The sequence below is a fragment of the Vibrio sp. B1ASS3 genome, from assembly GCF_905175355.1.
Lineage (GTDB): Bacteria > Pseudomonadota > Gammaproteobacteria > Enterobacterales > Vibrionaceae > Vibrio > Vibrio owensii.
In genome coordinates this window covers 2,052,450-2,065,393 of record NZ_HG992743.1, presented here as the reverse complement: position 1 = coordinate 2,065,393, position 12,944 = coordinate 2,052,450, and the positions used below count along the sequence as shown (strand labels likewise).

10 protein-coding genes are annotated in these 12,944 nt (G+C 46.7%); 3 read left to right on the top strand and 7 right to left on the bottom strand.

Annotation, left to right across the window (positions count from 1 at the left end):
* Nucleotides 1–159: 159 nt before the first annotated feature.
* A complete protein-coding gene (locus KJB05_RS27420) occupies nucleotides 160–405 on the bottom strand; it encodes a DUF3297 family protein (RefSeq protein WP_005374689.1) in 246 nt (81 codons plus the stop codon).
* A 332-nt stretch (nucleotides 406–737) separates the two neighbouring features.
* Here KJB05_RS27420 and KJB05_RS27415 point away from each other — a divergent pair, with 332 nt between their 5' ends.
* The gene (locus KJB05_RS27415) at nucleotides 738–2,504 is read left to right on the top strand and encodes a glycosyltransferase family 39 protein (protein WP_208445384.1); all 1,767 of its coding nucleotides are present in this window, start codon (nucleotides 738–740) and stop codon (nucleotides 2,502–2,504) included.
* Nucleotides 2,505–2,534: 30 nt separating this feature from the next.
* Nucleotides 2,535–3,539 (top strand): glycosyltransferase family 2 protein, encoded by a 1,005-nt coding sequence (locus KJB05_RS27410; RefSeq protein ID WP_039840640.1) that lies wholly within the window; start codon nucleotides 2,535–2,537, stop codon nucleotides 3,537–3,539.
* A 20-nt stretch (nucleotides 3,540–3,559) separates the two neighbouring features.
* Here the strand turns inward: KJB05_RS27410 and KJB05_RS27405 are convergent, their stop codons facing one another.
* From KJB05_RS27405 to KJB05_RS27385, 5 genes are all read right to left on the bottom strand, one after another.
* The gene (locus KJB05_RS27405; protein WP_244868328.1) at nucleotides 3,560–4,384 is read right to left on the bottom strand and encodes a hypothetical protein; all 825 of its coding nucleotides are present in this window, start codon (nucleotides 4,382–4,384) and stop codon (nucleotides 3,560–3,562) included.
* A gap of 37 nt (nucleotides 4,385–4,421) precedes the next feature.
* Nucleotides 4,422–5,063, bottom strand: coding sequence for a methyltransferase domain-containing protein (locus KJB05_RS27400; protein ID WP_208445382.1), 642 nt, complete (start codon nucleotides 5,061–5,063; stop codon nucleotides 4,422–4,424).
* 210 nt (nucleotides 5,064–5,273) lie between these two features.
* A complete protein-coding gene (locus KJB05_RS27395) occupies nucleotides 5,274–8,393 on the bottom strand; it encodes a hydrogenase expression protein (protein ID WP_208445381.1) in 3,120 nt (1,039 codons plus the stop codon).
* A 519-nt stretch (nucleotides 8,394–8,912) separates the two neighbouring features.
* Nucleotides 8,913–9,299, bottom strand: a complete 387-nt coding sequence (locus tag KJB05_RS27390) for a hypothetical protein (protein WP_208445380.1) — start codon at nucleotides 9,297–9,299, stop codon at nucleotides 8,913–8,915.
* Nucleotides 9,300–9,341: 42 nt separating this feature from the next.
* On the bottom strand, nucleotides 9,342–11,333 hold the full coding sequence (locus tag KJB05_RS27385) for a peptidase U32 family protein (protein ID WP_208445379.1): 1,992 nt from the start codon (nucleotides 11,331–11,333) through the stop codon (nucleotides 9,342–9,344).
* A gap of 218 nt (nucleotides 11,334–11,551) precedes the next feature.
* On the opposite strand from KJB05_RS27385, the gene KJB05_RS27380 reads away from it, so the two are divergent.
* Nucleotides 11,552–12,001 carry a DUF302 domain-containing protein gene (locus tag KJB05_RS27380; protein WP_045484240.1) on the top strand — a complete coding sequence of 150 codons (450 nt, stop codon included), beginning with the start codon at nucleotides 11,552–11,554 and terminating at the stop codon, nucleotides 11,999–12,001.
* Nucleotides 12,002–12,006: 5 nt separating this feature from the next.
* On the opposite strand, the gene KJB05_RS27375 is transcribed toward KJB05_RS27380, so the two are convergent.
* Nucleotides 12,007–12,939 (bottom strand): hypothetical protein, encoded by a 933-nt coding sequence (locus tag KJB05_RS27375; protein ID WP_208445378.1) that lies wholly within the window; start codon nucleotides 12,937–12,939, stop codon nucleotides 12,007–12,009.
* Nucleotides 12,940–12,944: the final 5 nt, after the last annotated feature.

The following is a 12,944-nucleotide window of genomic DNA, read 5'->3' as shown; positions in this document are numbered from 1 at the left end:
ACTTTAGACAACAATCAGATAAAAACAGCGATTTACATCGATTTCTTAATAACTTGTACTGAAAAGAAGAAGGAATAGATTAAACGAGGAAGGGATATGACAGGCATTAAAAAAGCCCGAGTCAGACTCGAGCTTTCAAAGATATTCAGCGTGGTCAGCTTACACGTAGTACGCTTCAACTTCGCCTTTAAGTTTGATTAGCATTGGGTTACCGAAACGGTCTTTTGCTTTAGGAGAAGCAATTTTTACCCAACCTTCGCTGATGCAGTATTCTTCTACGTCAGTACGCTCTTGGCCGTTGATACGAATACCGATTTGGTGCTCGAAGCATTCTTTGATGAAGAATGGGCTACGTGGGTTACCCGCTAGGCGATCTGGTAGAGCTGGTTTAGCTGTATCTGTCATGTTTGTGACCTTGAAGTCATTAAAAAAAGTGCGCCATTGTAGTCAGTGCAAGGCGAGTGTTCAAGAAATGTTGATGTGAGTTTGAAGCGTATAACACTCACAACCACTGAATCCGCTTTTTTAATATGTGACTTAGCGTTTAAGTTGAACGTTATCAACATCAACTGATAAAAATGATGTTTCGCTTGTCGTGATGTGAAGAAATCTTCTTAGCAGTTTAGGAGCAACTATACTAACTAATAGCTTGTTCTAGCCCTTAAGCGTCTTCAAGCAAAACAGAGTCTTACGCCAAGGCTATGGATGATAAGTAGGTTAACAAGGAAAGTGTGCCTATGGAAACAACCGAGCAGATAGATAAGTACAGTCAGTCAGGAGCCAAGGTTTTGCCTCGTTCCGCACTTATATTGGGGGCGCTGCTTTTTACCGCTGTGGTCGTTCGTTTTTATGTGGCATTCCGCTATGAAGTCAATTGGGATGAATTTTATTACCTTTCTTTTGTTCACCAATTGATTAACGGTGAGGCAATCAATAGCTTTCAGACCTTTCATATCCACTTCTTCACTTGGCTACAGCATGTTTCTAGCAATGAAGTCGATCAAATCATTGCCGCTAGATTAGTTATGATCGTCTTTCAGTTGGGAACAGGGCTGTGCATTTATAAGCTTTGCCGGCTTCAGTGCAGTGTCTCGGGGGCTTTGTTTGCGGTACTTGCTTACTTTGCTTTCTCATTCAACGTCCGAATGGGGGCAAGCTTTAGAACGGATCCTATTGCGACCTTTCTCGTCATGATCTCTTTGTTCTATGTCTTTCGGGACCAGCTTACTTGGCGCGCTTCGGTTGTCTGTGGAGTGCTTACCGCTGTCGCTTTACTCATCACACTTAAGACTTCTTTGTATATTCCCACCTTTTTAATGACGGTGTTGGTTTGTTTTTATTGGACACAAGATCGCGTGGGATACGCCAAGCAAATTTTGATTTATGGCTGCTCGATATTGGTGTCATTTGCGATTCTCTACAGTTGGCATTATTTCACTATTAGTGGTTTGAGTAGTGGAGCAGACGCGGGCTCTATGTTGAGTGCAGCGGATAAAACCATGAATCAAAGAGAGTTCTTTCCACGATGGTTTTATTTCCAGCATTCATTGGTGACGGACTTTGGATATTGGATAGCTTTACTGCTCGGTATCGCCTTTGCGGTTTTCTCTTGCTTTAATCAAGTTCAAATCAACCGTACTGCGTCTCTAAAGTTACTGAGTTTGGTACTCTTGCTCGGCACTTTGTTGTTGTATCGAAACGCCTTTCCTTATTACTACGCTTTTATGTTAGCGCCGGTGTGTGTGTTGTTCGCTGTCGCATGGGATGGGGCACAGCATTATCTAAGTGATAAAGCCAGCCGCTTTTTCTCCATTATTATTCCGAGCCTATTTGCCGTTTCCATTGTGGTAAATGGTTTTATTTTTCCGACGAAAAGTACGCTGGATTATCAACGCAACTTTATCGAAGAAATTCATAAGATCTTTCCTCAACCTGTCGCCTACATTGATCGCTGCTCCATGATTTCCAGCTTTTCAAAGCAGGGCTTCTTTATGAGTACTTGGGGCTATGAGGATTATCAGGCAAGAGGCACTCCTGTGATTCAATCTGCGATAGAAAATGCGAATCCCGTGTTTGTCGTGGCCAATACGCACTATTTAGATGTACTCGGTGTAAATGCGCTTAACGTTAATCAATCTAAAGAAGATGAACATGGCGGCTCGGAATCAAAAGATTGGTTACTCGAGCAAGATAGTGAGGCGCTGAAATCGAATTATATTCATCACTGGCAAGATCTCTTTGTTGCCGGAAAAGTGCTGCATTTTACTCAGGAAGATGAGCTGCAAGTGATTCAAATTCACATTGAAGGTGAATACACCCTTGAGGGAGAAATCGATATTTTGCTTGATGGCCAAATATGGAAAAGTGACCAAGTTCGTTATCTATCGAAAGGTTCATACCAAGTAAGCTCGGCATCCGCTGGCGAGGTAGTGATGCGCTGGGGTGATCATTTATACCGACCAGAGAATGTTTCCCAATCAAAAGCGTTGTTCACAGGGTTCTGACCCTCGCTCTAATGGAAAGAAGGTGATTTGATGAAGCTGATAGTCCAGATACCTTGCTATAACGAAGCGGACAATATTGCCGCGGTTATCCATACCATACCGCGAGAGATTGAAGGTATTGATAAGGTGGAAATTCTTATCATTGATGACGGTTCGACAGATGGTACTGCAGAGGTTGCCAAAGCGTTGGGTGTCGATCACATAGTGATTAACCACAGTAACAAAGGGCTAGCGCACACCTTTCGTAAAGGGCTGGAAGAATGTTTACGCCAGCACGCGGACATCATCGTGAATACCGATGGCGACAACCAATACAACGGGGAAGATATTGCGTTGTTGGTCAAGCCCATCTTAGAGCAGCAAGCTGAGATTGTGGTTGGCGATCGCGGTGGATACAGCAATAAACACTTTTCTTTTTTTAAGCGTTGTTTGCAAGTGTTTGGCAGCTTTGTGATTGCTAAAGCTACAGCATTACCAGTCAGTGATGCGGTGAGTGGCTTTCGTGCTATTAGTCGAAGTGCTGCGCAGCAAATCAATATTGTCTCTGACTTCAGCTACACCATCGAGATGCTGATTCAGGCCAGCGCCAAGCGTTTGAATGTGGTTTCTGTTCCGATTCGAACCAATGAGAAGACTCGAGAGTCTCGCCTATTTAAGAGTATTCCTCAGTTCTTAAAAATGTCGGTATCGACGTTAGTGCGTGTCTACACCATGTATCGACCGTTGCAGGTGTTCTTGTTTATTGGCCTTGTGGCCATGGTTTGTGGTGTGATTCCTATTATGCGCTTCTTGTACTTTTTCTTTCATGGGGCGGGCGATGGTCATGTGCAGTCTTTGGTGCTTGGTTCAACGTTATTGATTCTCGGCTTCATCACGCTATTGATGGGGTTAGTTGCTGATTTAATTGGTTTCAACCGGAAGCTGACAGAAAAGGTATTGCACCGAATTGAAGTCTTGGAAGAGAAGCTAGAAAAGCAAGACCAGCCCAAAGAGACAAGCGAATTCGAGCAACGGAGAAAGCGCTCGGGAGAGTAGTCTGAGTAAGGGTATAAACGTTAATTGGTCGAAATCTTATGTCGTGGCCGATAAAAAGAAGCGATGGCAAAGAAAAGCAGATCACCAAAAACAGTGATGATGCGTGAAAGCAGCACGGCGAGTAATAGTGTTTCTTGATGCGCTGTCGTGCCCAATAAAACAAGCAATACGGCTTCTCTCACTCCTAGCCCTGCAGGTGCACCAGGAGTAAGAAAACCGGCGAGCCAAGCGATAACAAAATAAGCGATAAGCTGGCTCCATTGCCCAACCCCATCATGAGCAGATAGGCTCAAATACACTGCAGAGAATAAGCTACCGGACAACGTAAAAAAGATCAGGTACAACCCAAGCGCTTTTACACAGTCGATGCTCGATATTCGCAGTAAAATTCCGGATATAACGGTATTTAAAGTGAAAAAAGACACAACACTGAGCCACGTTAGGCTAGGGAAGTAATAAGTGATAAGAAAGGTGCTGAAGGTACTCGCCGTCACTATCATTAGCCCGACTTCCCAAGCTGAGGACTTCAATAACGTATGGTTGTTGATGCCTTGTTCCACGCCAATGATTTGCCGATTGGCGAATTGAAAGACATTGCCCGGCAAGTATTTGGCGAGTTGGGAAACACCGAACACCCAAATCACGGAGTCACGCTTTAGCTGAGAGCCTAAACCAGACAACAAGAGCCCCCACGCTCGGGCTAAAAGTAAGTTACCGAACGCATAAAGTAAGACGCATAAAGCCGTAATGAAGTAGGTTTGAGAAGAGAAGGACGTTACATTTATTTGCTGAGAATAATCAGTGATTTTCGCAAGAACGAACGCGATGGCAAAAACAGTAATCAACCTACCGAGCCACCTCAAGATGAGCTTCATTCCTCCGTTAGTCATGTTCGACTCGTTGGCAGAGTACCATCGTCCAAGGAATAGGGGATCGCACTTCAAGAATCTCGAAATGTTGGGACAGCAGTGCTTTGAATGTCCGTTTTGACCAATGCTGAATATGTCCTGGTGTGTTACCACCATCTTGCAGGTATTTCCCTCTCGCCATATTCAGTACTCGCCACAGTGGCTCTCGCGGGACACTGAAAATATAGTGGGAGGCGCTAAGTTGTTGGATTGCGATGAGTGCTTGTTCTGGGTGCTCTAAATGTTCAAGCACTTCACAGCAAACAATCATCTCAGCAGAGTCATGCGCTTTATCAACGTCATAGACACTCTTCTGTTCAAATAGGTTTTCTTTTAGGTGACTAGACTGAGCATTTTCTTTCGCGAGTTGAATGACTTGATGAGAGAAGTCACTGCCTTTGGCATCAATACCCTGCTGTTGCCATTTGAGTACCCATATCCCCTCCCCACAACCTACTTCGTGTATTGATTGCGGTGCTACTTTGTTGACCAATTCAGTTAAGTTACGGTCGAAGCCTTGCATCAACCTCCGAGCAATAGGGTTTTGGGTATTGTACTTGTCGTAGTAGTTGCCAACAGGGATGCCTTGTTCTTCAATGCCTTTTGAAATCTTCATCCTTTGCCTTTCTGAGTGTTGAGCATGCTTAAGAGTGCCTAGTAAAAGCATTAGCTTACAAGGCGTTACACGGGTTTCTATTAGTCTAGAACAGAATGCGAGATTTAGAGTGACCTTGGAATAAATGAAACCAAACAAAAAAAGATACCGCCTATCAAGACGGTATCGAATGTTATGAATTTGGATGGTTAACGCTGATTAATCAGACGGTTACGAACAGCTATCAATCAACGTCCAGCCTGAGTATGGGTCGGCCGGAGTCAGCGTTGAGTCTGTCCATCGGTCGGCTTTATACAAGCTGCCTTGGTAGGTCACTTGTTCGCCCGGTTGGTACTGTCTTTGCTCGAACTCTGGGATGTCGGCACAAATGCCATCACCGCCACCGCTGTTATCACCAACGACTTTCAATGACGTTGAATCTGAGGCATTTAGCTCGCCATCAGAAACCTGCAATGAAATCGTGAAGGTGAGGTCTGGGTCTGTGACCGGAGCCGTTACCACTAGTGTGTCGCTATTGGCGTCGCCGACAACCGTTAGGTCAGAAGGAACCTCCCATTGATAGCTAATCGAGTCACCATCCGGATCAGAAGCGTTAGCCGTAATGGTTACGCTTTCGCCGCTGTTCACCTGATAGTTCGGAGACAGTGAAACGCTTGGTGGATTATTGTCGACTGGTGGCTTATCGCCGCCGTCACCGCCCCAAATTGAGCCGTCACAATCGTTGCCAACCAAACACGTTGGGTTTTGTGCGTAAGCGTCGACTTTGTTGTCTAGCCAGCCGTTGTCCGTGCCGTTCGAGCCAATGGTAACTACCGCCGTAGTTGAGCCACCACCCCAAAGTAAGGCAAACACGTTGCTCGTTGGTAGATCTTGCATAGCCACATGAGACCAGTCGTAGCCCGCGTCTTTTTCTAACAATTCGCGAACGTTACTCGCACCATTGTAAGTGGTTGGATTGAGCTGCTTGTCGAGTAGGCCAGTACGTACGTTGTTGATGTCCGTTCCGATCCGCGCATCACCCATAAAGTAAGAGCCGCCAGACGCCTCATGCTCTACGTTGATCAGTGTATTACCTTCATTTTGAGTCGGCATGTGACCACCTGGGATTTGCCAAATCATGGCCGGAGACTCAACGCCATCACTGATGGTTTTCACATACGATAGGTAACGCGTCCAGCTGGTGGCGTTGTACGCGTAGTTCGCTATCGCTTCTGAGCCGAAACCGTCACGCTCATATTTGTCGAACACAATGTAATCTGGTTGGTAAGTGCCAGTGTAAACATCCAACGAGTTGACGAAGTTCGCCACTTCTTGGCCTTTGTCAGCTGATTGGTCGTCGGTCTGGTGAATCCAGTTGGCAGAGCCTACCGCCCACAAGTTGATTTGCCAGCCGTACGTTACGTCTTCTGCTAAGCCATTCATGATGAAGTTGAGTGACGCAATGTAGCCTTTCAGTGTGTTCTCGAATTGAGGAACGGCTACTGGTGGTTGATAACCGTAGGCCGTCTTCATGTAATCCAACGCACGAGCGAGTTGATCATTCACATTGACCGCGCCCGCTTGGTTTAGATCGTCCACATGGCTTGGGTTTTTCTGTAGTTCACCTAAGAAGTCAGGGTTAAGTACAAACGACATTGGCGAGCTGCCATCACCAGCCGCGTACTCTTGCGCCGCAATGGCTTGAGTAATGAAGGTCGCGTAATGTTTGTAGAGCAATTCATCATCAACTAAGTCTGTCCAACTTGCACCACCACTTGCGTTTGCAGTGTAAACCACCATCACTGGCAGTACGTGATGCCCTGAAAGCTCTGAAGCGCTTTGTGCGTTCGCGTAGGTTCTATGCAGCGGAAGCTCGTCTTTCGCCAAGATCACACCCGGATCACCAGAGCCACTCAAGCCCGCATATTTGAAGATGGCATTGACCTTGGTTGCGCCGATTTCATTGGTGGTTTGTTCGCTGTCGTTCGTCACCGTGCCGTTTGCTACGTAGTCTGGGAAGCCTTTGACTGCAAGGCTCATCGCTTCGCGGAATGGCAGCGTTAGCAACAACGGAGCATCACTGTGCATGACAGAGACAGAGTCATCACCGTCATAGGCGTAACGTGTATCTCCAGCAAATACCGAATCGATTTGGATATCGTACTCACCCGGTTTAACGTCGTCAGGTAAAGTGAATGGCGAGCTAGTAATCTCGTAGCTGTAGCGGCTAGAGCCATCTTTCGCGACAAGGTTGAGCACAATTGGCATCGCTTCTTGAGGTAAGTCGACAACACTCGCTTGAACGGTAGTGAAATCGTCACTCGCGATCGGCGTTTCAACGATGTTGGTGCTGATTTCTGTCGCCGTGTCTTTGTTGACCATTACATCGAGGTTGTCGCTCGGGTGGTAAAGCACGTTGTTCACCGTAATAGGTGAGTAGGAGAGATCGTATTTGTGGTTATCAAGCAGTTTGCTGATGTCGATCTCGCCGCCAAATGGCACCACTAGGCTGCGTTCAACGTCTTGCGTGCCTGCCGCTTTCACTGTGGCATTTGTGGTTAGGCTTGCCGTAATGCCGTCCAGTGCAGGCATGGTGAGCGAGATGGTCGCGTAGTAGATAAACGCATCGTACTGCACGGAGACACTAGGCTGTGTTGCATCGCTATCGACAGTCACGGTTGAGGTTGGCGAGGAGGCGTGGGCAATCCCCATTTCGCTCGTTACATCTTGCGCGGTGACTTGGTACTCGCCATCTTGGAGGTGATCTAGAACAAAGCTGCTTCCCCACGGCACAGACACGGTCTCACTGTAGTTCTCACCCTCGACCAAAATCGAGGCTGCGGCTAGGCTGGCATGTGGTGCACTTGGTGCCTGTAAGGTGATCTTGCCTTGAAGCGTAGGATCATTCTTTATGATCACCTTCTCGACATGCACGTCGTTTCCATCGATGTAATCACCATTGCTGGCATTAAGACCAAAGAAGATTTGAGCTGTTTGACCATCGTTTAGAATTTGTGACGTGCTGTCATGAGTAAAGACAAACGTATTAGGAGCAGGGCTGCTGACATTAAAAGGTGCACCCCATGAGCTATTCACCGTCGCGTCTTTGTCTGAGGTAACCCAAATCTCTGCGTCCGCCAAGTCTAATTGCTGACCTGAGATATTCTTCAAATCGACCTGCGCTTGTGAGTACCACTGGTCAACCTGTGGCACGGTTATCGTGGCAGAGACTGACTCGCTTTGAGCGGCCGTTATGATGTTTTCTTGTGTTGCGCCGAGTGCAGAGGTGGCCATGATTGGGGAACCCATGAGCACCGCTGTTACCATCAAACTGATTGTTGTTTTCTTCATTGTTGAATCCTCATCACTTGCTTTAAAAAGCTAAGTGACTGTCCTTGTTGATTTTCTATTCGTGGGTGATTTCCGGCGAGGACTTCAAACACTAAGCAAACGTCACAAAGAGAGGGAAGCCCCTTGATCTAACCACTGCCGAAATTACTCATATTTTTTGCTTACATCCAGTTACAAATGAAAAGAAACAACTCAAAATTTGAAGGCCGATTCAGAAAAAAATCACCATATGCACTTAGGTTTATAAGTTGAGATAATTTATTGATTGGGATGAATATTGGTGTCAATTATTGGTGGCTAGAGTATTTACTTGATTGATGCTTTTGGTTGGGTAGGAGAGCATTGTTGGGGCGAATAAAATGAACTGCTAATACGATGAGAAAAGTGGATCTTGAGCCCAAAAATAGGCTGGTACAGAGTCAGAATAAGCGGGATAAAGTGATAAATTGGATGGCGATTTTGGTGTTCAAAGCGGCCATCCAAGAGGTAAAAATCAAGAGCAAAATCGGCTTGAAAGGGTTAAGCGCGATAAAACTTACTGTCGTTGAAAACATCACGATCACGCGGATCGTTCGATAGGAACATCCACATCTCTTTCATGCTTTGTTCAAAGAACTCTTCTTCAAACACCACCATAGAGCAATGCTCACCAAGCCCAACCACGAAGGGTTCGAGAGCTTCAAACCCAATGCGCTCAATGTCTTCAATATCAATGAAATACAGCTTCTTATCGGTTCTTTGTTCGCTTTCTTCGGGCAATTTGCCTTTACCAAGCGCTGAAAAGTTAAGCTCAACGGTTAAACCCGTGCGGTTTTGTTTGAGTTCATAAACCGCTTCCGTTTGCGCCATCACGTTGTAGTTCAAATCATCAAAGTAGCTCAGTGTTTCTCGCTTCATTGGGTGCATAAGTCTTCCATAAATTGTGCGGTTGAATCTGATGAGATTCCGTTACAAGCCTTTCAAGTATTGAGCGTTTGCCGTTGGGTGAATCACGGTATTAAGTGCTTCAACATGCTGCTCATTATGTTCATTCAACAGAGCGGTAAAGGCATCGATCAATTCAGGTTTGGTCATCGTGACTTTAGTTTCTGTCTGGATGTCGCGTAGGTCGATCAACACGTCAGTTAACAGCTGCGGCAAATCCTGCAGTACTTGCAGGTTCAATACGTTGTGCTCGCTGTAGATCGAGTTGTGACTGCCTTTTTGTTTTTGTACCACATACGGGTTGTCTTTTAGGTTGATGATCGATGTGCGCTTGTCACAACGCTTCAAACAACCTTTGTTGACCTTAATCTTGCGGCAACCTTCGGTTTGTTGGAACAAACATTGGCGACTAGTCAGCAGAGTGTTCGGGTGGTAAATGCTGTAGTAGCTGCGCATATTGTGCGGGCGCTTAATGTGGCGCATCTGCTTCATGTTCAGCTCGTTAGAGATAAACGCACCGCTTGCGGCGAATTCTTCTTGCAAACATTTGAATGAGTAGGAGTTCACCGTGTTCATCTGCGGGCCAGCAACCCAACCTAATCCTAGCTCTTGAGCCAACATGCCCACGCCAGAGTTATTGGTGATCGACAATTCTGGTTTCACTGCTTCTAAGAATGCACGTGAGGCTTGGTAATCGTCGCCAATCAAAATTGCAGGGAACCAAGGTTTCAATCTTGGGTTTGCTTGGAACAACTCAATCATCGCATTCAGTTCACCCGCCAATCCCATTGGTAGCTGGAAATACACATCGACATTGCTGTCTTCGCATAGTGCGGTGTCTTCTACTGATGAAATCAAGACAGATAGCTTCGGAGCGCCTTCGCGCATATCTGGTTGAGGTAGCGTCGGCAAAGTCGGTACATCAATCGCGCCTTTTAGGCTGCTGCCAGAGGCTTGCGTTGAAGTCACATCAAAATCTTGAGTCTTCTCTGCAACCTTCTCAATGATTGCGGTTTTGTCGTCGTAGAGCTTCTTCTTCACGCCTTGCACATCATCGGCGGATTCGCATTTGTAGATCTTCGAGAAGTGTTTTACGGCGTGATCGCGAGGGTTGTCGATGTACATAGCTTTACCGAAATCACCTTGCAAAAACGCGTTAGAGAAATCGCGGTTAAATACGGTGTACAACTCTGTGGTGTCGTTCGACAGTTCTATGCCATCACACAAGCGGTCAATCTGTTTACGCCAGTTATCGACCACGGTGTACACGTAGTGGGATTTCTTAATGCGGCCTTCCACTTTCAACGAATACACGCCTGCATCAGCGAGTGCTTCTAAATCGCCAAATGCCGAGTTGTCCTTCATGTTGAGTGGGTAACTGTTGCCTGTTTTGGTGGTTTCGTATTGCTCACGACAAGGCTGGCTGCAGCGACCACGGTTGCCCGAAGCACCGTTGCGTGCAGAGCTGATGTAGCAAATGCCTGAGAAACCGATGCAGTAAGAGCCATGCACAAACACTTCCATCATCACGTCATGCTCACGACCAAACTGAGCCAGGTGCTTGATCTCATTGATGTTCAGTTCACGAGAGAGGTTCACACGGCTTGCCGTCAGCTGATTAAGGAACAAGATCTGTCCTTCGTTGTGCGTGTTGAGCTGAGTTGAAGCGTGTACGTCTAGATCTGGGAAATGATTCTTGAGAATGTAAGCCAAACCAAGATCTTGCACGATCACGCCATCAATTGCGGTGGTGTTTAACTGGCTGAGCAAACGCACGATGGCTGGGATTTCGCTTTCCAGTATCAATACGTTCAGAGTCAGGAAGATCTTACAGTTGTGCTGATGAGCTAGCGTCAGCACGCCATTCAAGTTATCTAAAGTGAGGTTGGTCGCTCGGTTGCGGGCATTAAAACGGTCTAGTCCGCAGTAGATAGCATCGGCACCCGCAGCAATGGCTGCTTTGATGGAATCCAGATCGCCGCCCGGGGCTAATAACTCAAATTGATCGCGTGTCACTAGTTATCTCTTACTCAGTAAAATAGGTCACGTATTTTATGTGCTTCACGGTTTTAATGTTGGACTGATTAACGCTTTATTAATCTGAATCAATTTTCACTCTGAGTCGGTCTGTTGTTGATAAGGAAAGCCGAAAATCAAACACGTACAAGTCGCGAGTCTGGGTCTTGGCTTCTATAGTTTTTGAGTAGTGACATCGAAGCATAAGGAATCAGCAGATGGTAAAAGCAATAACAGTAGGATTGGTCGCAGTGTTGGCGTCATTTTCCTCTTTGGCAGAAGACAGTGTGGTACGAGTTGCGAGTCAACACTCGGTGCAAGATACGGCGAATAAGTTTGTCGAAATCGCGCAAAGTAAGGGCTTAAACGTGTTTGCGCGTGTGAATCACCAAGAGAATGCGGCTAAGGTCGATATGGATCTAAGACCAACCGAAGTGATTGTGTTTGGTAACCCAAAAGTGGGCACGCCGCTGATGCAATGCGCCCAAGAGGTGGCGATCGATTTGCCGCAAAAAGTGCTGGTTTATGAAGATGCAGAAGGCAAAACTTGGCTCGCTTACAACAACCCTATGTATCTAAAAGAGCGCCACAAGATTGAAGGGTGTGACGAGGTGTTGACCAAAGTCAGTGGTGTGCTGAGTAAGCTCACAGGCGCGGCTGCGAAGTAGTTTCCTCATGCTGCTCGCGGTCTCTCCATGTGTGAGCAGCATTCTGCAAGCCAACCGTTACGGTGAGCAGCGTTGTATGCGCCTCGACAACAGCGCAGCCAATCTCGTTTACTTGAGAAGTAGGACGCGCTGCCTTTACAGATCTTAAGCGTCCATTTTGAACGTGCAGAACGCATGTGGGCGCAGCACCTTTTCATCCAATTATTTCGGTGGGCGGCGAAGTAGGCTCCGCTGCATCCTTCTTGCCACGCTGTTCGTGTTTTGTACTCTGCCGCGCTTCTCATACAGGCATCGAGCGTCCATTTCTTTTGTGTTCTTGGTTCGCCCATATGAGCGCAGCATTGCTCTAGCCACCCTCGGTTTCTTGCCGCTTGATAGGCGCTCTTACAATGGCTAATCCATTCCGTACGAGTTTTGAATGGTCGGGCGCTTTGTATACAGGCTGATAAGTTCCACTTAAGTTCGATTGGTTTCATGTGGGCACAGCAGTCTTCTAACCACCCATTGCGGTTAGCCGCGTTGTAAGCGCCGCTGCATCCGCGCTGCCAATCGGATCGAGTTTTGTACCGTTTGGCGTTTTCTGCGCAGGTTTCAAATGTCCATTTTTTCCCAGTCCGAGAAGGGAGCATGTGGGCGCAGCAATCTTCTACCCATCCGTTTTTTCTGGCGGCATGGTAAGCGCTCTTACAACCATGATTCCACGCGGAGCGTGTTTTGTATTTAGAGGCGCTTTGTTTGCATTTTTCGTACGTCCATTTTAAGCCAACGCGCTGCATATGAGCGCAACATTGGTCGAGCCAGCCGTTGCGATACGCCGCGCTATAAGCCGCTTTGCATCCTTCACACCACTCCGTGCGAGTCTTGAATTTTGCTGCACTTTGCTTGCACAGCTCTAGGTTCCATTTGCCCCGTTTTTTGGGTAGGTCCATAAGATTCATAAGCG